The organism is Chitinophaga sp. 22308 (assembly GCF_052045305.1).
Classification (GTDB): domain Bacteria; phylum Bacteroidota; class Bacteroidia; order Chitinophagales; family Chitinophagaceae; genus Chitinophaga; species Chitinophaga varians_A.
Genome location: NZ_JBQEOP010000008.1, coordinates 83,223 through 104,463 on the forward strand (window position 1 = coordinate 83,223; position 21,241 = coordinate 104,463).

At 49.9% G+C, this 21,241-nt stretch carries 22 protein-coding genes; 19 read left to right on the forward strand and 3 right to left on the reverse strand.

Annotated elements, in window-relative coordinates:
* Positions 1 to 77 precede the first annotated feature (77 nt).
* On the reverse strand, positions 78 to 569 hold the full coding sequence (locus tag ACTJJS_RS28865; protein WP_440667034.1) for a hypothetical protein: 492 nt from the start codon (positions 567 to 569) through the stop codon (positions 78 to 80).
* A 133-nt stretch (positions 570 to 702) separates the two neighbouring features.
* On the opposite strand from ACTJJS_RS28865, the gene ACTJJS_RS28870 reads away from it, so the two are divergent.
* From ACTJJS_RS28870 to ACTJJS_RS28920, 11 genes are all read left to right on the forward strand, one after another.
* Positions 703 to 1,278: a DUF1579 domain-containing protein gene (locus tag ACTJJS_RS28870; RefSeq protein WP_440667036.1), complete on the forward strand. Its 576-nt coding sequence runs from the start codon at positions 703 to 705 to the stop codon at positions 1,276 to 1,278.
* A 185-nt stretch (positions 1,279 to 1,463) separates the two neighbouring features.
* Positions 1,464 to 1,970, forward strand: coding sequence for a hypothetical protein (locus tag ACTJJS_RS28875; RefSeq protein ID WP_440667038.1), 507 nt, complete (start codon positions 1,464 to 1,466; stop codon positions 1,968 to 1,970).
* Positions 1,971 to 2,123: 153 nt separating this feature from the next.
* A complete protein-coding gene (locus tag ACTJJS_RS28880) occupies positions 2,124 to 2,552 on the forward strand; it encodes a hypothetical protein (RefSeq protein ID WP_440667040.1) in 429 nt (142 codons plus the stop codon).
* A gap of 144 nt (positions 2,553 to 2,696) precedes the next feature.
* The gene (locus ACTJJS_RS28885; RefSeq protein ID WP_168873735.1) at positions 2,697 to 3,440 is read left to right on the forward strand and encodes a LytR/AlgR family response regulator transcription factor; all 744 of its coding nucleotides are present in this window, start codon (positions 2,697 to 2,699) and stop codon (positions 3,438 to 3,440) included.
* 10 nt (positions 3,441 to 3,450) lie between these two features.
* Positions 3,451 to 5,349 carry a tetratricopeptide repeat-containing sensor histidine kinase gene (locus ACTJJS_RS28890; RefSeq protein ID WP_440667042.1) on the forward strand — a complete coding sequence of 633 codons (1,899 nt, stop codon included), beginning with the start codon at positions 3,451 to 3,453 and terminating at the stop codon, positions 5,347 to 5,349.
* 282 nt (positions 5,350 to 5,631) lie between these two features.
* Positions 5,632 to 6,420 (forward strand): hypothetical protein, encoded by a 789-nt coding sequence (locus ACTJJS_RS28895; RefSeq protein ID WP_168873733.1) that lies wholly within the window; start codon positions 5,632 to 5,634, stop codon positions 6,418 to 6,420.
* A gap of 17 nt (positions 6,421 to 6,437) precedes the next feature.
* Positions 6,438 to 7,241 carry a PhzF family phenazine biosynthesis protein gene (locus ACTJJS_RS28900; RefSeq protein ID WP_440667044.1) on the forward strand — a complete coding sequence of 268 codons (804 nt, stop codon included), beginning with the start codon at positions 6,438 to 6,440 and terminating at the stop codon, positions 7,239 to 7,241.
* Positions 7,242 to 7,333: 92 nt separating this feature from the next.
* Positions 7,334 to 7,753 (forward strand): SRPBCC family protein, encoded by a 420-nt coding sequence (locus ACTJJS_RS28905; protein ID WP_440667045.1) that lies wholly within the window; start codon positions 7,334 to 7,336, stop codon positions 7,751 to 7,753.
* 38 nt (positions 7,754 to 7,791) lie between these two features.
* The gene (locus tag ACTJJS_RS28910) at positions 7,792 to 8,280 is read left to right on the forward strand and encodes a MarR family winged helix-turn-helix transcriptional regulator (protein WP_440667047.1); all 489 of its coding nucleotides are present in this window, start codon (positions 7,792 to 7,794) and stop codon (positions 8,278 to 8,280) included.
* A gap of 355 nt (positions 8,281 to 8,635) precedes the next feature.
* Complete coding sequence (locus ACTJJS_RS28915) at positions 8,636 to 10,453, forward strand: hybrid sensor histidine kinase/response regulator (RefSeq protein WP_440667049.1); 1,818 nt, start codon at positions 8,636 to 8,638, stop codon at positions 10,451 to 10,453.
* A gap of 93 nt (positions 10,454 to 10,546) precedes the next feature.
* Positions 10,547 to 11,521, forward strand: a complete 975-nt coding sequence (locus ACTJJS_RS28920) for a terpene synthase family protein (RefSeq protein ID WP_440667051.1) — start codon at positions 10,547 to 10,549, stop codon at positions 11,519 to 11,521.
* On the opposite strand, the gene ACTJJS_RS28925 is transcribed toward ACTJJS_RS28920, so the two are convergent.
* Entirely contained in the window at positions 11,515 to 12,651 is a 1,137-nt protein-coding gene (locus ACTJJS_RS28925; RefSeq protein WP_343745979.1) for a cytochrome P450, read from the reverse strand. The two genes, ACTJJS_RS28920 and ACTJJS_RS28925, sit on opposite strands and share 7 nt — an antisense overlap.
* A gap of 328 nt (positions 12,652 to 12,979) precedes the next feature.
* On the opposite strand from ACTJJS_RS28925, the gene ACTJJS_RS28930 reads away from it, so the two are divergent.
* Complete coding sequence (locus ACTJJS_RS28930) at positions 12,980 to 13,948, forward strand: hypothetical protein (protein WP_440667053.1); 969 nt, start codon at positions 12,980 to 12,982, stop codon at positions 13,946 to 13,948.
* A gap of 166 nt (positions 13,949 to 14,114) precedes the next feature.
* On the opposite strand, the gene ACTJJS_RS28935 is transcribed toward ACTJJS_RS28930, so the two are convergent.
* Entirely contained in the window at positions 14,115 to 14,705 is a 591-nt protein-coding gene (locus ACTJJS_RS28935; protein WP_440667054.1) for a thioredoxin family protein, read from the reverse strand.
* An 87-nt stretch (positions 14,706 to 14,792) separates the two neighbouring features.
* On the opposite strand from ACTJJS_RS28935, the gene ACTJJS_RS28940 reads away from it, so the two are divergent.
* The 7 genes from ACTJJS_RS28940 to ACTJJS_RS28970 all read left to right on the forward strand — a co-directional run bounded on the left by ACTJJS_RS28940 (position 14,793) and on the right by ACTJJS_RS28970 (position 21,197).
* Entirely contained in the window at positions 14,793 to 15,701 is a 909-nt protein-coding gene (locus ACTJJS_RS28940) for a LysR family transcriptional regulator (protein WP_440667056.1), read from the forward strand.
* Positions 15,702 to 15,722: 21 nt separating this feature from the next.
* Positions 15,723 to 16,202 carry a hypothetical protein gene (locus ACTJJS_RS28945; protein ID WP_440667058.1) on the forward strand — a complete coding sequence of 160 codons (480 nt, stop codon included), beginning with the start codon at positions 15,723 to 15,725 and terminating at the stop codon, positions 16,200 to 16,202.
* A gap of 120 nt (positions 16,203 to 16,322) precedes the next feature.
* Complete coding sequence (locus ACTJJS_RS28950) at positions 16,323 to 18,770, forward strand: TonB-dependent receptor domain-containing protein (protein ID WP_440667060.1); 2,448 nt, start codon at positions 16,323 to 16,325, stop codon at positions 18,768 to 18,770.
* An 18-nt stretch (positions 18,771 to 18,788) separates the two neighbouring features.
* Positions 18,789 to 19,280, forward strand: coding sequence for a MarR family winged helix-turn-helix transcriptional regulator (locus tag ACTJJS_RS28955; RefSeq protein ID WP_440667061.1), 492 nt, complete (start codon positions 18,789 to 18,791; stop codon positions 19,278 to 19,280).
* 158 nt (positions 19,281 to 19,438) lie between these two features.
* Positions 19,439 to 19,843: a hypothetical protein gene (locus tag ACTJJS_RS28960; RefSeq protein WP_440667063.1), complete on the forward strand. Its 405-nt coding sequence runs from the start codon at positions 19,439 to 19,441 to the stop codon at positions 19,841 to 19,843.
* 3 nt (positions 19,844 to 19,846) lie between these two features.
* On the forward strand, positions 19,847 to 20,389 hold the full coding sequence (locus ACTJJS_RS28965) for a hypothetical protein (RefSeq protein WP_440667065.1): 543 nt from the start codon (positions 19,847 to 19,849) through the stop codon (positions 20,387 to 20,389).
* Position 20,390: 1 nt separating this feature from the next.
* Positions 20,391 to 21,197, forward strand: a complete 807-nt coding sequence (locus ACTJJS_RS28970) for a hypothetical protein (protein WP_440667067.1) — start codon at positions 20,391 to 20,393, stop codon at positions 21,195 to 21,197.
* The last annotated feature ends 44 nt before the right edge of the window (positions 21,198 to 21,241 follow it).

Consider the following 21,241-nt stretch of genomic DNA (forward strand, 5'->3'; position numbering starts at 1 on the left):
TAATCATTTTGATATGCGGTTATTTTGACGCTTAGCCATTAAAACAGCCCGCATCAAAATAGCTAAATAACCAGATATCAAAATGTCTTCAGTGTTTCCAGCAGGGGCTCTACCTGCCGCCGGAAATCATGTTGCAGGTCTTCATGCAGCCCCACTACCACCTTCACGATCTTTTTCAGCTGGGCGGCATAAAGATTATGCAGCACCGTGCTCTTATGCCGCAACAGGCTGGAATCCACCAACCGCTCACAAAAATAAATCAACAGCTCCGCCTCTGCCGGCTTGGAGCCCATGTAACGGATATGTTTGTTGACCAGCCGCAGTATTTTACGCAACCGTTTTTTGGCGTTGTGCAGATTGCTGCCGGTCATCTCTTCAAACCCATTGTCCACCTCCGTTTTCACCGCGTTGATGTAGCCCTGTTCATCGTCAGCGTCGAACAACAGGTAAGTCAGCAGTTCCTTGTTTTCCTTTTTATATTTGGCCAGACGCAGGCATAAGGCCGCCAGCTGCGCCGGAGGCACGGAGGCCAGCTCTTTCTTCAACTCATTAATGGACGCTGTCTTCATCTTGGTTTTATTGCGGCATCGAAAATACAATTAAATAGGATGGTACAACACCTATGTCCGCGCCACATGGCTTAATTAGTTAAATTGCAATGCTTCGAGAACCCCATTTACTCACTCTAAACAACCTCTGACTATGAAAACACGCTATGTGTTGGCTGCCGCTATCGGTTGCCTGTTAACAGTTAACACTGTCTCCGCCCAGATGGACTCCGCTGCGGCCCACAAGGCATGGATGGCCTACATGACGCCCGGGCCCGAACATCAGCAACTGGCTAAAACCGAAGGTGACTGGACCACCGACATGACCTTCTGGAAAGGTCCCGGTGCCGCCCCTGAAAAGGCTACCGGCAGCTGCTCCAACAAAATGATCCTGGGCGGCCGTTACCAGGAAAGCCGCTTTACCTCCGATATGATGGGCATGCCCTTCGAAGGTCTCGGTACCACCGCCTACGACAATGCCAGGAAAATGTACCTCAACACCTGGATCGACAATATGGGCACCGGTATGATGATGATGGAAGGCAAATGGGACCCTTCCGCCAACGCTATTGTTTACCGGGGAAAATCATTTGATCCCTCCTCCCAAAAAACTATGGAGCTGCGCCAGGTGATCAAATTCCAGGATGCTGACCACTACTCCATGGAAATGTACCGCATGGCCAATGGCAAGGAATTCAAAGAAATGGAGATCGCCTTCAAACGGAAATAAAAATTATAAAGGTTTCCGGCACCAACGGCCCCTGCTCTCCAGGCACGGGCCGTTGCCGTTTCCCCCATCTTACTTAAAACCCTGTTAAAAAGCCCGCCGGCATTTGATTTGTTGGGAGGTTGCCGCTATTTTTGAAACGATCGCCAGTAACACCCTGGCGTCTTGAATCACAAAGTCTCCCTGATATGAAAACACTCCTGACCACCCTCCTCCTATGCCTCGGGCTTTCCGCCACTATGAGAGCGCAAACCGGCAAACAGCTGCCTGCTGAGATGGTACAGTTCTTCCTTGGCAACTGGACCGGCGAAGGCGCGTTCGCCAGCGGCAAAAAAATTGCCGCCGACCTCAGTTTCAAACTATCGCTGGACAGTGCCTGGATCATGTACGAACATACTGACAAAGCCCCCAACCGTTACAAGGCCCTTTCCATGTGGGGCGTTGACAAACAAACGGGCCAGTTGACAGACTACGTCTTTGACAACTTCCAGGGGCACCGGCAATTTTTCGCCGATGGCTGGCAGGAAGGCAAACTCACGCTCACCCGGCAGATCCCCCGGCCAACCAACAATGTGCTGTATGAACGCTTCCGCTACGAAAAGCTTTCTTCCCAATCATTTAAGATGAGCTATGAGACCAGCACAGACGCTAATACCTGGAAACTGGTAGACTATCTTACGTTTACCAGGAAGTAAAAAGCCCTTCCAGGTGGGCTGCAACGAAACACATAATTATCAAAACGAATATAAACAAAACCCGTACGGATATTAAGTCATGCCCGCAGGGATAATAGCTGGCGTTATCTTTGAAACGTCCGCTATTTATCCGCCAATTGAACGAAGGTCCATATGAAAATCAGCAACTCTGCCTCTAAAAGCGCGGAACAGATCTTTTCAGAAATACAACGGCGTTTTCCGGGTGCCCGGTTATGGAGACCATTAACAGGTACTCCTGTGATCGCAGTACAGCATCGGGGCTTCCGTTTTTTGTTGCGCTATAAAAAAGACCACCTGCGGCTGGATTTTCTTCCGCCGTTGTTATGGCTGGCAGGCGGCGTGCTGACGACTTTTGTGTTGTCCACGGCAGCAACGAGCCTGATCTACCGGGAGTTGACCATCAATATTGGCGGCATCATTCCGGTGATAGCAGGATTCCTGCTTATCAGGATGTTGTTCAAATCTTCCCGCAGGGAAACATTTGAACGCTTCCAAAGTGAAATAAACGTTCTGGTGAACACCGTGGCAGCACCGGCTTCTACATTGTTCAGTCATATATAGTTTGTTCTCCGGAAGACCCTATTATGTTTAAGCTGTTATGTCGGCCTTTTATTCTTTGTTGATAACCTTGCAGGTATTACCACCCGGTAATACCTGATTTTTTTCTACTTTTAACAACATGAGCGATAACCCATATCCGAGACCATGATCCGTACGTTGATTATTGATGATGAACCAGCCATCCGCAAAGACCTGGAATGGCTGATGAAACGATACCCCGATTTCCTTGTGCTGGGCAGCTGCGGCAGCATAGCCGAAGCCAGGGTGATCATCCCCAATACGGAACCCGAACTGTTGTTGCTGGACATTGAACTGGCCGACGGCACCGGATTTGACCTGCTACAGGAGTTTCCCGACAGAAATTTCCGCATCATATTTATTACTGCATATAACGAGCATGCGATCAAGGCCATCAAGTTCGGGGCTTTTGACTACCTGCTCAAACCGGTGGACGAAGAGGAGCTGATGGCCACGCTCAAAAGGCTGTTGTCTGAAACGCCCGTCAACACCCGCACGCAGATGGATATTACCGACAGCCATCTGCAACCCAAAAAAACAGGGCTGCAGAACCGGATCGTGCTTCGCTCCTCGCAGTACCTGCAGGTAGTGCCTTTCGAGGAAATCCTCTACTGCCAGGCCGATGGCAGTTACACCACCTTCCACCTGTCCGATAAAAGAAAGGTGATGGTTTCCCGTCCTATCAAAGAATACGAGGAACTGTTGCCCGAAAGCTGGTTTATTCGCATCCATCAGTCATATATCGTCAATCATCACTGTATTGACCGTTTTCTCAAAGATGGTATCCTGGTCCTGAAAGACGGCACCGAGATCCCTGTTTCCGCCCGTAAACGGGAATATGTCCGGCAGTTCCTGATGGGCGACCATTAACAGAATGTACATGCATATAGGCCGACAAGCGATTTTATTATTTATATGTCTGTGCTGCACCTTCTGCGCGTGCCGCCCCAAATCTGCTGACCAGCAGCCATCAGGCCCCGCTGACATCGCTGCGTCACCGGTAGTAAAAGAACTACAGCACCTGATTGACTCCGGCGCAAACTGGGACGGGCCACAGGCCATGGACCGGCTGGCACGGCTCAAAGGCAGCGCCTTGCAGGCTGGTCCCATTGCCAGCGGCTATTATTATTACCTTGAAGGCATGCATTACTGGTATGCCGACAGTAACCAGGCGGCCATCAGCAGCTTCACGCGCATGCTGCCGGTCAAACCGACGGACACCAGTCAACTGGCAGACCTGGTCATTCTGCAGCAACTGGGGCTGCTACAGGTACGGCTGGCCAGCAAAATCGATGACAGCACTTTCACCCGCCTGTTCCATCTCATTGCCCTGGCAGAAAAATACCAGTATCCCGGCAGCTGGCGCGTATATGACCTCGCGGCAGAAATTTACTTCCGTTTCGGCGACTACGACAAGGCAGAGACCTATGCCGCTATGGCGCGGGACAGCTACCCGGTTGCCGATGACTACTTCCGGCTCTCTCTTTTTATGGAAGAACGGTCACGCATCTACGAACGCCGGCATCAGTACCGGCAGGCGCTCCAGTACCAGGACAGCGCCCTGCAATACGCCCTGCAACAGTCCGACACTGTTCGCCTGGCCACCGTGTACAGCGCGCTGGGCGTGCTGTACGAGAAAACAGGCGACAAGCCGCGGGGACATGCCCTGATGGAAAAAGCGTTTAACATCAAAGAAAAAATCAATAAAGTCAGTTTCCAGGAATATATCAATTACGGGCAGCTCCACCAGGAAAAAAAGGACTACCCAATGGCCCTGCAATACCTGCACAAAGCCCTTGAAAAAGCCCGCCAGGCCAATAACAGCGGTAACCTGAGCATTGCCTTCAACGGCATCTACCAGGTTTATTATGATAAAGGCGATTACAAAAACGCCGTCCGCTACCTCGATTCAGCCGCCGAAACGGCCCTTGCAGAGCAGGAAGACAGGCAGCTCAGAAAAATTGTGGAGATACAGGCCCTGAACGAACTCAAAGTACAACAGCATAAAACGCAGGACCTGAGCCGGCAGTATAACAACCAGGCCATCATTGCCCGCCAGCAGCAGGTCATATTACTGATCATCATTATCCTGCTGGCACTTGGCCTGCTGATCACCTTCCTGCTGATACGGCAGCGTAAACTGGTGACCCAGAAAATGAGCATCGAGCTGGAACAACGGCTGCTGCGCAGCCAGATGGAGCCGCATTTTATCTTCAATACCCTGTCCGTATTACAGAGCTTCATCCGCCGGGATGAAAAAGAAAAGTCAGTCAAATACCTCAATAAATTTGCGCGGCTGCTGCGGCTTAACCTGGAGAACTCGCGCCACAACCTCGTGCGGCTGCAACAGGAAACCGAAGCGCTGGAAAACTACCTCAGTCTCCAGGCCGTCCGTTTCGATAACCTCTTCGGCTATACGATCCACGATATTCCTTCCGAAGAAAGCAGTGGTGTCTGTATCCCTCCCATGCTGCTGCAACCGTTTGTGGAGAATGCCATCCAGCATGGCATGCGCAACATTGCCCATCGCGGCCATATTGCCATTACCCTGCAACTGCAGGGCGACCTGCTGCATTGCGTTATAGAAGATAACGGCCAGGGCCTGCAGCCGGCCAAAAACAAGGAGAAGAATTCCCTGTCAAGCATTATTACGCAGGAACGGCTGAAAATACTGAGCATACAGACCGGCAAACTGGCCTCGCTGACCATCACTGACAAAGCCGGCGAAGGACGTACAGGCGTTCGCGTTACCCTTATCATACCCACGCAACGTTGCTAAAATCCATGGTGGCGAAAATAGCAACAGCCATGGCGATTGCGCCATTACTGCATTAAAAAGGGATTATTTTTCCGCCAGAATGAACCAAATACCAGGTTTACCACTTATTATTAGTAGCTGTTGACAGCGCAGGCAGCGGACAGAACGGAACACGCCCCAAAAACATTGTTTATCAGAGAAAAGTGTAGTATCCTTACAACTGGTTACAGTGAGCCGGTATTACAGTCCGGACAGATGATTTTTGTATGCTGATAGTATCAAACCCGAAACAAACATTCACACATGGGCAACAGGACCTATTTAACCATCAGGACCGCTCCTGATCAGCAGGAAGTATTGTTTGAAGGCAACAACAGCCTGGCGTACTTCTGGTTACTGTTACTGAAGAGGAAAGATATAGAGCAGGTGCAGCCGGCTTTTCAGACCTTGTATGCCGGCGGGGACGACGAAGAAGACGATAATGCGCCCGAAGACAGCTATGTAGACACCGATATCCGGATACCGCTGGACGAGGCCCTTCATAATGCCGCCGCCCACCGCTCCTATGTAGAGCGGGTGTATCCTGCCCTGTTGCCGCTTTATGACGACTGGCGGGCTTATCTTGCCACCGTGCCGTCCCATGACAACATGCTGTATATCGACCTGGAGGAATTCAGCGGTTTTTATGTCAACGTGAACCAGTTCATCGGCGAGCTGCTGGACTTCTACACGCATGTATCCGGCAACAAAGCCTACTTCAGGCCGGCCATCCCTGACACCACCGGCTGGGAAGCCATTGGCCGCAAGCAGTTTTATGACTATTCCGGGCACTACCGCAATACGCCGGAAATAGTGGACTACCAGCAAAAGAGCCGCCCCGACCGGCCGCTCCCGTTGGGCTATAAACTACTGATCGGCTGCTGGGTGGTTTTCAGTTTGCTGCTGCTGGGAGGCGGGTTTTATAGCCTTGGCTTCTTTCACTCCGTATGGCTGCAGGCGTTAATGGCGCTGGTCATACTGTTGCCCATTCTGCTGATTATTATCGGCGGGCTGGTATGGCTTATTAATAAGGGAACACAAAAGACGAAGTAGTATATATATAGGAGACCATGCAATTACCACTTTACCAGATAGATGCCTTCACCGACCGGCTTTTCGGCGGGAACCCCGCCTGTGTGATGCCCCTGGAGGAATGGCTGCCAGATGAATTGTTATTACAGATAGCCCGCGAGAATGCCGTTGCGGAAACGGCTTTTTTTCTGCCGCAGGGCAATGGGTATGCCTTACGGTGGTTTACCCCGGAGATAGAAATGGACCTCTGTGGCCATGCCACGCTGGCTACCGCCCATGCCATCCGTACCCTGCATGCCTATGCTGGTGATACGCTGCATTTCCATTCCCGCAGCGGCCTGCTGAAAGTTACATTTGAAGGGGAACGGTACGGGCTGACGTTCCCGGCACGCCAGCCCGTGCCCGCGGTGTTGCCGCCGGAGATAGCCGAATCGCTCGACCGTATGCCCGTGGCCGTTTTACAGGCGCGGGACTATGTGCTGGTATATGAAACGGAAACGGATATACGACAGATACAGGTCAACCGTCAGCTGCTGGACCGTATCAACCTGGACCCTGGCGGCGTGGTGATCACGGCCCGGGGACAGGACTGCGACTTTGTGTCCCGTTTCTTTACGCCGCAGGCTTCCATTTTTGAAGACCCGGTGACTGGTTCCGCCCATTGCTCGCTGATACCCTATTGGAGCGAGCGCCTTCATAAGAAGGAACTGCTGGCCCGGCAGCTGTCGGACCGTGGCGGCACCCTGTACTGCACAGATGAAGGCGACCATGTGAAGATGGCCGGTTACGCGCGCACCTACTTCACCGGACAGTGCGAAGTGCCCGCTAACAGTCATTTCTAAGAGATGACCACTTGATATTCTTATCTTGATTCAAAATTCATTTTGACATACTAAGTATACTTATTATCTTTGCACTTATAATAACAATCCATATGATACAGCATTCCTATTCGCTGACCACTACCGCCGTTACACAGGCACAGATCTGGAAACTCATATCTGACATTGACAATTGGAAAAGCTGGGATACCGGCGTGACCTCCTCCCTGCTGCATGGCCGTTTTGAGACCGGCCAGTACTTTACGTTGCAGCCGCAGGGTGGGCCCAAAGTACGGATACAACTGGAAGAAGTGAGGAACAACGAATATTTCCGCGACCTCACCCGATTTCCGCTGGCTAAAATGTACGGGGAACATTGGTATGAGGTAACACCGGAAGGATTAAAGCTGACAGTCACCATGACGATGAAAGGTTTACTGGCCCCGTTGTGGAACAAGATCGTCATGAAAAATATTGTGGCCGGCCTGGAGGAAGATGTACAACGGCAGATTGAAGCTGCCAGAAAGCTTTGATGGCTTTAGTTTTGAATTGGCGGTTAAAAATCTTTTCTTTGAACAGCGAACTACCGGTAAGTATGAAAACAAATGACAGCGCCTTTGGCGTAGAGAAAGCAGAAGACAGCTCCGGATTCCTGTTATGGCAGGTAACCACTTTATGGCAGCGGGAAATCAGGGCTATCCTGGCCCCGCTGGACCTTACCCACGCGCAGTTTGTGTTGCTGGCCACGCTCCTTTGGCTGTCGCAACACCAGGAAAGCGTTACACAGATAGACATTTCCCAAAACAGTAAGGTAGACCCGATGACCACCTCAACAGTGTTGCGGACGCTACAGACGAAAGGACTGATTGTACGCAGGGAGCATGCTACCGACACGCGGGCCAAGGCAGTGGCGCTGACACCGGCCGGTCAACAGCTCACTAAACAGGCCGTTGCCGTGGTGGAAAAGTTTGATCTCGCATTTTTCAGCAGGCTTGGCGGCGATCTTAAGGCGTTTAACCGGCAACTGCATCAGTTGATCATGCCTGGTCCGACCACCTGAATTTGTCGCGATCTTCCCTTTATCGTGTGTAAAATTTCACCCCGGCAATAACCAGGCTACCGTTACGGTGGCCTTTTTTATCTCCCTAAATTAAAAATAAAAATCTGGTTTTCAGTTTATTACAATAACATATTGTATTTTTACCTCAGATTATCCGGGATCAGCGGCTAACTTTACAAGAGGCTTTTGTTAATCTTTAAATATGTAGAAATATTTATCATTTATTTAACAGGTTTTTGTTAAATTTAGCTAAATGCAGGATGGAAGTTCATCATCGGCTCCAATCCAATGCCACCCAGGGTAACCATTAATGACATTCTCGAGTGTAACCTCACCAGAAAAACTTACAATCCAGATGAAAGCAATTGTCGTCTTTATCAGGTCGCTCGCTCATTTAGGGAGGAGTAACTTCTACGAAAAAGAACTCAATTTCCGGATCTCCAAGATCAATATTGTCACCTTATTGCTGATCGTATTGGGTACAGGCTTTGGCCTTACATATTGGCTTAACTCCGGATACCTGAGTATTCTGATAGCGACATTATTGGGCAATGTACTGTTTGGACTGGTCATGTACCTCAATAAAAAGCGGAAACATGTGGCGGCGGGCATTATGCTTCAGATAACGATTAATTTATCGACACTTTATTTCGGCAGCATCCTGTCAGTAGCGGTGGACCCCATCTGGCTCACGCTTTTTCTGTTGATTTCCTGCCTTTCATTTATTAAAGTAGGGCCTGCACAGACCTATTGTCTGGCTATTTCAGCGGCCACCCTGCTTTTCCTGGAGCTGAACCGCGCTTTTCACCTGATACCGCCCAAGGACTTCAGCCCGGAAATGCTTAGCCTGATCTACTATTGCACGGCTTTTACCGTACTAACGCTGACGTCTATATCATTAGTCACCCTGGTACATTATAATGCCAAACTGTTTCAGACCATCAAAGTGCGCAACGAGCAACTGACCTCCCTGAATCAGGAGTTGCATGCCAGTAACACAAGACTGGAACATCAGGTAAAAGAAAGAACGGCCGATCTGGAAAAAGCGGTCACTGCTAAAAATATTTATGTTCGGGAACTGACCCATGAACTCAGAACACCGCTGAATGCCATATATAGTATTGCGCAACTGAAACTGTTGTCCGGTAAAGACAAAGCCAAAAGTGAGCAAAAGGTGGACGAAGACCTGTTCGTGGCATGCCGCAACCTGCAAACCCTGATCAACAACACGCAGGACAAATGCAAGCTGGACACCGGCAATTTTGACGAGGTCAAAAAAGAGCCCATCCTTCTCTACAGCTGGATCAGCAACATCGTGAACATCTACCAGTATTTCGCCAATGAAAAACGGGTTAAAATAGAGCTGGAGGTACAGGAGTCTTTCCCGACCGCTATCGTGGAAGACAGTATCAAACTGACGAAGATCGTTAACAACATCCTGGTGAACGCCATTAAGTTCACCCGCAGCAATACGTCCATCTTCCTGCGCCTTTACCGGGACGACACACACTGGCACATCGCTGTGAGGGACCAGGGAGCGGGCATTTCCCCCGACAGGATCGCGACGCTGTTCAAGGAATTTACCCGCACCACCATCAATTTTGCGGAAGGCAGCGGGCTGGGACTCAATATTACCCATCACCTGGTGCGTATACTTGGCGGCAATATCCAGGTGCGCAGCGAGATGGAAGACGGAACGGAATTCGTGGTGTCGTTACCGTTAACACCGTTTACCGGGGAGATAAAATCCGCTACGGTGGAAGTCAAAGAAAACAACCTCATTTCTTTTGAAGGTAAAAAAATACTCGTGGTAGAAGATGATGTGATGACCCAGCGTTATCTGTCGCTTCTGCTGAGCAAACGCGGCTTCTCTATCATGCATGCCGACAATGGCCAGGAAGCCCTGCTCAAAGCCCACAACCATCCGGATGCCATCATTCTTGATATGAGCCTTCCGGGAAAATCGGGCAAAGATGTACTGATGGAATTAAAATCAAATCCTGCGTTGAGACATATCCCTGTTATCGCCGCATCCGCAGATACCGATGAAACAAATATTGATGAAATAATGCTGGAGGGGGCCAGCGCTTATATGATCAAGCCAATCGATTTCCATATCCTTGTTGATGTGCTGGTCAAAAACCTACTTACAGGAGCAATCGTTAAAAATTAGTTTTAAGCAGATATCAACCGTTTTCCGTTTCTATTTTCGCACCTTACCAGTGCGACTGGTACCCTTTTGTTTATCACCGTTTGCACATTATTTATGAATCAAACCGAAACTGCTAAGATTGTCATTCCGAGGCTGTATTGCCCATTCCCTACCAGGGTTAGCCCATATGTGGAACTGGTAGCGTCCAACACCTTTGAATTCCTGCACAAATACCAGCTGCTTGACAGTCCGGAGGAAGAGCGCCATTTCGCCCGGTACAAAATGGCCTGGATGACCTGCCGTACCATGCCCGAGGCAGGATTTGAATTGTTGTGCTGCATCGACAACCTTTATAGCTGGCTCTTCGTGCTCGACGAGCAGTTGGACCATGTTACACCGTCGACGGCCTACATCCGGGAAGAGAACTATCTGCAACAGCTGATAGACGGCTTCTCCTATGTGCTTAAATACAAGGTGTCCCCTGTTGACAACAAGTTTTTTCATGCGCTGGCTGACATCTGCGTGCGACTGGACGCACTGAGCAGGCCCAGCTGGCAATCGCAGTTCCTGATCAGCGTACAGGCCACCTTCGAAGCTGCCATCTGGGAAGCCAAAAACAACAAAAACAGGGAAAGGCATCCTACTGTAGCACAGTACATGCATATGCGCCTGTTTTTCTCCGCGGCCAATATCGGCACCGATATCAATGAACTGGCCACGGGCGTATGGTTACCCATGTATGTGCTGCAACATCCGGACATGGTACATCTTACGTCGCTGGCCAGAAGAGTGGTATGCTGGGCCAACGACCTGTTCTCCCTCCGCAAGGAACTGGAGCATGGAGATGAGCATAACCTGGTGATGATGCTCAAACACCACCACAACACTACCCTTGAAGAGGCAGTGTTGATGGCGGCATCTATTCATGATGATGAAATCAGAGAGTTTGTATCCTGCAGGGCGGCATTTCCTGACTTTGGGGAAGAACTGAACAAAAGGATACAGATCTATGTGGATGGATTGGAAACGATGGTTGCCGGCTTCTTTTACTGGAGCATCACAGATACTCCGAGATATAACCCTTACTGATATACGCCCACGGCTGTAAACGTGACCGGTAATCCCGTAAAGCCTGTGATAATCGTACTTGGCGTCATCTCAATCCGGGCCCCCTCTTTAATCCGGAGCTTCCTGATACGGGAGAACACTACCTTTAATGCAATTTCAGTTTCCATCTTGGCCAGCGGCACACCAAAACAATAATGGATGCCGTGCCCGAAGCTCAGGCTGTCTGCGTGGTTAGGCCGGCGGAAATCAAACTTGTCCGGTTCAGGGAACACCGCCGGATCATGGTTGGCCGCAATCAGCCAGATATTCAGGTAGTCTCCTTTTTTGATTTGCTGCCCGCCCAGCTCCAGGTCGTGCTTAGCGACGCGGGTCATGGATTTGGCGGAAGGCAACACCCGCAATACTTCATTGATGATGTTATCAAAATCTTCCGGGTGTTCCAGGTAATGCTCCAGCACCTCCGGATGATTGGAGAAAGTATAAGCGATGTTGCCCAGCAAAGAAGACGTTGTTTCAAAGCCCGCGAGGAACATGCCTACTACCGTGCCCAGCAGATCTTCGTTATTGAGCCGCTCTCCGTTCACCTCCGATTGCAACAGGTGAGAAATCAAATCATCTTTAGGTTCTACCCTGCGCATCTCTATCATCTTATCGAGATAGTCCGCGATTTGTTTCTGTGCAGCGAAAGAAGCCTGCATTTCTTCCATGGTGTTTACGTTGGTCACAATGGTAGTTACCCAGCGATGCACCTGCGCATGGTCTTCTGCCGGGATGCCCAGCAGTTGAGCGATGACACGGTTGGGCAGCGCGATGGCAAAATCATGGATAAAGTCCATCTCCCCTTTTTCCAGCCATGGTTCTATTATTTCTTCACACTGTTGCCTAATCCAGTCAGCATGTTTGGAGATCACGGACGGCACAAACACTTTCGCAACGAGCGAACGCAGTTTCTTATGGTCCGGAGGATCGCTCTGGTTCAGGTTTCTACCCATGATATTCTGTCCCAGGTTAGGGATAAACAAATTGGAGAAGGCGTTGTAATCGCCGAGCGCCTGTTTGGCCTCTTTATGCGAAAAGATCTGCCATGCTCCTTTAACGCCGTAATAAAAAACAAATTCCGGATCATACACGACCGGGTTTTCAGATCTCATTTTTGCAAACCAGGGAATTGAATTAGGAGAAATCATAAGTGACAATCGTTTGTGCGGCCATCATATGCAGTGGCCGCTGGTACAAGAAAACGGTGATAAAAGAAGAAAAACGGTGATAAACAGTTTATCGGTACAATAAACAAAATACAACTTGTATTGCTATCTATCGCTTCACCTGAGCACTGTTAACCGAGCGTTAATCATACACCCTTTACGAGTAATCCCTGTTAAGCGCATGTTATGCTGATTTACCGCTGATCGTAATTGACAACCATCATATAATTTAGGTGTTATCTTTCAGGTATTGTTTACACCTACCTCCGCATCTATGGTTAAGAGAAAAATCAGAAAAACCGTACCATTGCCCAACGCACTGGAAAACATGTTGCACGAACTGCTCCAGGAAGCCGCCACACTGCAGGCCACAGATATCCGGCTGGCTGCCGACAAAACAGCCGCAGCATGGGCGTTGGTGCCAGCTCCCCGATTTAATACCAACTGTACCCTGATGGTGCTTAACGACCATCTGCTGCGTTTGCTGGATGCCGGCCGTATACAGGAGGCGAGCAATATCGCGGGGCTCTGGGTGGCGGACATAGAATCCTGCACGGAACCGGCGCATGAACCCAGGCCTTACATCCTGTTTGCCGCTTCTTTGCTTTATCTGCGTAAGCCTGCAGAAGCCAGGACCATACTGCGGATGGTCCGTAATTACGGTGCACGCAAATGGGACTTCAAAGGGCTGGCGCCATTTTACTGGGACCTTTTTACCAATCCGCAGATGCCTGATGCCGTGGTGATGGAACGTTTTCAACAGGAAGTATTGCAGCCTGCGCAGCAGTACCCTGCACCGGAACCGTTTGAACTGCATCCGTTCATTATAGATCATATGCAGCCGCTGCTTCAGCAGGGCCACAGCGCCTTTGCCGCCGGCAACTATGAAAAGGCCGCCCGCGCCTGGATAAGGGCATTGAAACAGATTCCTGGTCCGCAAACGGTATTTGGCCAGAGCCTTACTTTAAATGCCGCCATCGGCGATGCCTTTTTTCTGATGCGGGACTACCAACAGGCATTGCCCTATCTCGAAGCTGCCAGGGCCAATACAGCGGAAGACGGACAAACCAACGCCTTTGTACTGATGCGCCTTGGAGAGGTGCTGCTGGAGCTGGAAGAGCACTGGGACGCCCGTGAATACCTGCTGCGCGCGCATATGCTCGGTGGGGACAAACTTTTTGAAAACGAGGAACAACCTTATCTGGATTTTCTGCAATCCTGCCTGAAACCAGCCCGAAGATGAATTAGGAATTACGAATTACAAATTACGAATTACGAATTACGAATGAAGGGTTGTTTTATGGGATGGTTGCTTTGTGACCATACAAGCGTAGGCGCTTCTCCGTTAGCAACGGAGAGGCGCCTACGTTTTTGGCGGCATACAAGGTTATGCCGGGAAAGTGTTCGCGTTATGCAGGGAAGGTATCTGCCCGTTCGGCCCAGATAGTGCCCGGGTACGTTTCCCGTAACTCACGCCAATAGGGTACCAGCGCGTCGAACGATTTGCCTTCGGCAAAGAAGGCAGCCACCCCCAGCCAGTACAATACCTCCTGATGCAGCGCAGGGTGCAGGTCTTCAGAGACCATCCCTTTCAGCAGGGTGATACCGTCTGCCGGCTTGCCGCGGCGCATGGCCAGCAATGCCCTGCCAATCGTTAGTTCCGACAGCAACTGGTGTGGCGGCAGATAACCGGTAGCTTCCCGTAGCACATTACCATCCGGTGCATACATGAAAAAAGCGGGTGCCCATATCAGCGCCCGCGTCAGGTATTTGGTAGTGAATGCCTTGGTCACTTCCTTCACATTGAATTTCACCAGCACGTAATGTTGTTCCAGGTAATCGCGTACCTGTTCATCTTCGTATGTCACCGCGTCCATGCGCTGGCACCCTTTACAACCGTCTGCCCAGAAATCGATCAGCAATGGCCGCTGTGTGGCCTTTGCCAGTTCAAATGCATCCTCCACCTGTTGCCCTGTAAAATGTTTGATAGCTGTTTCCATATACCTATGAATTTTGTTGATCAAAGGTAGTCACCGGTTCAACATGAGAAAAATGAATACTTTTCTTACTTTTGATGAAAACTATTCATGATCACTACAAACGATCTTCAGCTGGTGTCCCATATCGTAGCAGAGGGTTCGCTTACCCGGGCCGCCGGGAAAATGTACCTGACACAGTCGGCCCTGAGCCATCAGTTGAAAGACCTGGAAAAAAGAACAGGCCTGCCGATGTTTGAGCGGGTCAACAAAAAGCTGTTGCTGACGGCTGCCGGTCGCAGGGTGATGGAGAGCGCCACCAATATACTGCCGCAGCTGACGCGCCTGCAGGAAGACATACAGGCTTATCGTAAAGGCAAATTACAGACATTACGTATCAGCACGGAATGTTACACCTGTTATCATTGGTTGCCGCGGGTGATCACCGAATTAAAATCGAAGCACCCGCACGTAGAGATCAGCATTGTGGCGGCAGCTACGCAGAAGCCGTTGAGTTATCTGCTGAACGGGGAACTCGACGTAGCGATTATCAGTGACAACGCCGCTCCCGCCGGCGTACACACGCATACGCTTTTTCACGATGAAGTGGTGGTGGTGCTGCCGCGTAACCATCCGTTCGTTGGGCATAAAAAATCGCTGACGGCAGAAGACTTTGCCACAGAGCACCTGCTCTCCTATGATGTAGCAGAAGAAGCCGGCACCCATAATATGATGCGGGACTTTTTCCGGGAGTCGCGGCCTAAAGCCATCACCCGGCTGCAGCTCACTGAAGCTATTGTGGAGATGATCCGGGCAGGCATGGGGATTGGCATTTTTGCCACCTGGGCCATTGCGCCTTATCTACAACACCGGGACCTTATTACGCTGCCTTTGCAAACGCCGATGCGCAAGCGGACCTGGAGAGCTGCTTGCCTGGACAAGAACAACCCGTTGATACGGCAGTTTGTGGAGCATATCCGGCAGTATTTCAAAGCCGCAGACCAGAAACAGTCCAAATAGCGTATTTTAGATTTAAAAAAGATGCGCTATCTGTACCTGGCCCTGCCAGCCCTTTTTGTTGTTAACGCCTTGCAGGCCCAATCTGAAACTTCCGGGGTGAAACAAACCATCGATAAGATGTTTACAGCCATGCATAACAGCGACAGCGTGGCGCTCCGCGAATGTTTTTCCCCTACTGCCGTGTTTCAGACCATCGATGAGCATAAAGGCGGCACTACGGTAAAGAATGTATCAGTAGAACGTTTTGCCAGCATCATTGCGGGTACGCCCAAGGGTGACCTCGACGAGCGTATCACCTATGGCCCTATACAGACAGATGACCACCTGGCTTCCGTATGGACGCCCTATCGCTTCTATCACCAGGGCAAGTTCCATCATTGTGGCGTCAACTCCTTTCAGCTGGTGAAGCTGGGAAAAGAATGGAAAATCCAGTATGTCATTGATACCCGCCGCAAAGATAACTGTGTGGAAGACAATACCACCCCTCCCCCTGCACAATAGTCCGCCGGGAAATTCACTGAAATTTACAAAACAGCTCCATCCATCAAGGCCGGCGACCGGCAATAAATATTTATGTAAGTAGTTACTATTATCTATGTTCTTTTGCCCCAAAAAACCCCAATGAGACTGTCATCTTTGTTTACTTTTATCTTTTTAATTTACGTTACTACTTACGCAAACAAAACGTTCAGCCAGGCTGGCGGCGTATTTTACAGTATTAAAGGCACCTTCGCCACGACGGACAATACACCCGCGCGGGATGTGGTGGTACAACTGTTGCAGGCAGCAGACAAGAAGCTGGTCAAGCTCGAATACACCGACGCACAGGGAACCTTCTCCTTCGATCATCTGCCCGAAGGGCAATACCTGATAGCCACCCAGAGCATGGCCTATGCACCCTGGCTGTCGGCCACTGTTACACTCAACAAAAACACACTACTCGGCACGCTTCGGCTTCAGGCCACTACCACCACGCTGCGCGAAGCCAATGTGACGGCCGTCAAACCATTCATACAGCAACAGTATGACAAAACCACCCTTAACGTGGCCGGTTCCATATCCGCCGCCGGCAGTACCGCGCTGGAAGTACTGGAAAAAGCGCCCGGCATCACGATTGATCAGAATGATAATATCGCGATGCGTGGCAGACAGGGCGTGCTGGTAATGATGGACGGCAAACTGGTGCCCATGTCGGGGCAGGAACTGGCCAACCTGTTGCGCAACCTGTCGGCCAACCAGATAGAAAAAATAGACCTGATCACCAATCCATCCGCCAAATATGATGCGGCCGGCAACGCCGGCATCATTGACATACGGCTTCGCAAAGGCCACCAAAGCGGCACTAACGGTAACGTATCCCTCAGCTACGGACAAGGCGTGTATCCTAAAATAAATCCATCCGTCAACTTCAACAGCAAGATGAAAAAGGTCAACCTGTTCGGTTCCTACAATTACAACTACCGGCAGTTTATGAATGACCTCACCATCGAACGGCAGTTTTATGATGCCGCCGGCCATTACACAGGGGGCATCAACTACGACAACTTTTTCCGGCTTGGCTTTAACACCCACAATGCCCGGCTCGGCGCGGACTATAACATCACACCGGACATCACCGTCGGCGTAGTGGCCAACGGCATCTTTAACAATGGCGACATCACGTCCGACAGCAGGGCGGAATCCTTCGACATACAACAACAAAAAACCGGTTCATTCACTACCATCGGAGATAATCATCCGCAAAGAAACAACGGAAGCATCAACCTGAATTATAAACACCGGCTGGACACCAGCGGAAAAGAGTTGTCCGTAGATCTCGACTACGCGCGTTTCAGTAACGATGAACTGCAAAATTACCGGACGTCTTACTTTGACCTGCAACAGGGGCAGTCGAAACCCGATTACCGGCTGTTCGGCAACCTCTCCGGAGAGCTCAGCATCAAGTCCGTCAAAGCAGATTATACCCAACCCCTGAGAAGCCTGGGCGCGCGGCTGGACGCCGGCATCAAAAGCAGTTGGGTTAAAGCGGACAACGATGTGCGTTTTTTTGACCGGAGCAGCGGAACAGACATACTGGACACCGGTAAAAGCAACCGGTTTGTATATGATGAAAACATCAATGCCGCCTATCTCAATGCTTCCAAAAAGTGGGCGCGCCTGAGCATACAGCTGGGCCTTCGCGTGGAAAACACGATCGCCAAAGGATTACAGGTCACCAATAAGGAAAACTTTGACCGCAACTATACACAGTTCTTCCCCAGCGGGTACGTTGGTTATGCGTTCAACAAAACACATGATCTCGGCATATCACTCAGCCGTCGCATCAACCGGCCTTCCTATCGCGAGCTGAACCCGTTCAAAGTGTTCCTCGATCCACTGACCTATTCTACCGGTAACCCCTATCTGAAACCGGAGATCACCAACTCCTTCGAGCTGACACATACCTTCAAAGAAAAATACATCACCAAACTGGGCTTTAGTACCACCACCGATAATATCCTGGTGGTATTGTCTCCCGACAAAGAGCCCAACAGCGTTATTCAAACCGGTCATAACCTCGCCCGGTACAATTATTACAATATCAGTTTCAGTGTGCCCTTCACCGTTGGCCGGTGGTGGAACAGCACCAACGAAGCACTGGCCTACTATGGCGAATACAAAGGCGATCTGGCCAACACCCATCTGAATGCCAGCAGGGTTTCCTTTAACCTCAACAGCATCAACAGTATCACCATCGATCCCAATACCACGATGGAACTGACCGCCACCTATAACAGCCGCACCTATTATGGTTTCCTGGACGTGAAAGGCGTATGGTTTATGGGCATCGGCGCGCAACGGCAGTTATGGAACAAAAAAGCATCGGTGAAACTGAATCTTTCCGACGTGTTCTTTACCAACTACACTAACGCCGTCACCCGGTTGACCGGCTACGGTGAAACCTTCTTCCAGCGCAGGGACAGCCGAGTATTCACCATAACGTTCAACTACAAATTCGGCGGTAATGGTTCCGGTGGCGGCAATAAAAAGACCGGTGGCGCCGAAGAGGAAAAACGCCGGGCGGGATAATTTTGCTAAATTGGCTGCATGAATCTGGTAAATGAACTGGAAGAACTGGCGCTGGCCACACGGCTTAAAAGGCTCAGCGAGCGCCTGTCCCAGGATATAAGCAGGATATATAAGGAGTCCGGACTGGACTTTGAAGCGCGGTGGTTCCTGATACTGGAACTACTGGTGCGGCAGAAGCAGTTGAGCGTTACTGAAATATCCGAAGCCTTGCAGCTTACCCACCCTGCCGTAGTGCAGTTTGTAGATCAGTTGATGGCGCAGGGACTGATCAAAACCTCCGCCGACAGCCGGGACAAACGCCGCCGGTTGATATCGTTGTCGGCCGCCGGTAAACAGATGCACCGGAAGATCAGTCCACTGTTGGACGCCATCCGGGAAGAAAACCGGAAGTGGCTGGAGCAGGCCAGTGCCAGTTTACTCACAGTAATGGGTGAACTGGAGCGCGCACTCGATGAAAAAAGTATGTACAAGCGGGTGAAGATCAGTCTGCTGGAGCGGTCTGAGGAGTAATGCTTTCGCTATAAATAAGTGATGCCCGGGTGCTGTGAGAGCACCCGGGCATTTGTATGTAGGGGTAGTCTGGTATTTGTTAATCCGTTTAAATTATGACGATTTAAACAAAAAATAAAAATTGAAAACTGATATTGCCGGTATCAAATCGACTGTAAATGAATCAAGACCCAGTGTTCGAGTTCAGCGAACATTTTGACGAAGCGCACTTTTATGGCCTATTTGGAAATGACATTGAGGATACTTTGATCTTATTCTACGAAATAAGCGAGCATCTTCCTGGCCAACTCAATGAAGCATCATTTTTTCTGACTGACGGAAACTGGGAAGGGGCCCAGTACGAGATACATCGACTTCGCGGCAGCCTGCGAATAATGGGTCAATACCAACAAGATGCCAACATCTTGCAGCTGCTGATGAAATTACGGGAAACTGACGTTAATGCCACGGAGGTAATTACCACCTTTAAGCAGGTACAATTATTTGTGTTCTCTTTACTACCTCTGATTAACGAGGAAATCAAAAGAATCAGGCTGTATATCAACACTCATTATCGCTCATAAAAAATGGAACTGAAAGTACTTTCTATTGTGACAACGAGCCTGACAACAATTTTCGCAATTATTTACGCCAGGCTCAGTAAACTAAAAATTCTCCGGTATAAAGAAGATATCACCCGGGCCAATGAGGCGCGTCGTGCTACTACCGAACTTTCCACAGGGAACATTGACCAACTGGGGGACGCACTTCAACAATATATCACCGTAATCCAGGAAACGAAGGATGAACTGCGGACATTAATTCAATTGTTCCATCTTACCAGTAAACAAAAAAGAAACGCCGAGCTTGAGTTGCTACGGCGAGAATTGAAGACTACCTACGCATCATTGCGTATTCATTTCGACAATACAGGATTTAAGGATTGTGCCCATTTCATTAAAAGCGATCTATTGGATATTATTATTAAACTACAGAAAAACGGACTGGATGATCCCGACCGATACCAACAAACCATCGACGCAGTAACCTTACGGCAGCATGAACTACGTACAGGCATCAACAGGATACTCTTTCAGATGCAGGGATCTCTTGCGCAATCTTATTCATAACATGCAGGTACTTTGTTTTGCCTCTATCACTGCCGGCAACCCATATATTGACAACCTTGAGCACAGATACCCACGTACATTACGGACCGCCGATTACCGGTCTTTCCTGTTGGAAGTTAAAGCCCATGCCTTTGACGCAATTCTAATTGGCTGCAATGACCGCTCGTGGAAGGAGGTATTGCGGACGAGGCGTATGGCTACAATTGCCCGGAGCAGGCATCCAATCAGCCTGATTGTAATACAACGTTTTTCCGCCGGCCCGCTCCCACCCTGGCTTGTTCGTATTCCCCCGTCATTATATGACTTTCGGTTTGACAACTATCTTTCGCCGGCCTTTTTGCCTCAGGTAGTAACGGTACTTGCACACCGGCGGAAACATCTGCTGCGGCTACATCGGGATGTTCCCGGACTCAAAGGGATGATCGCCATGGACAGACTGATGGGCAGGGTACTACAGTCGACGCTCACCCAAAACCACCTGATAACTGTTCCTACTGAGGTAGATGATAATTTTGAAGCAAAATTCCGGCATCAGTTTCCCGACTTTGTGGTGTTGCATTGCCATAACAGTGATGGGGATTTCGATATTGTCAAACAGGCTACTCATACCATCAAAAGACTGCACCCCGGCTGCATCGTCTACCTCACCTGCGCTGATGAAGCGCTGGAATATTATTCATCCAGATATCGGTTCCAGGAGTATTTTTACGACGAGCTGCTTACCCTTCCGGTCACCGGCAAGCAGTTACTGACAAAGCTCATCAAGCATCTGTCCCATCGCTATCATATCGGCTTTCCTGTCTCATAAAAAAGCCCCCATGCATCGCATGAGGGCCACAATGTTCCAGTGAA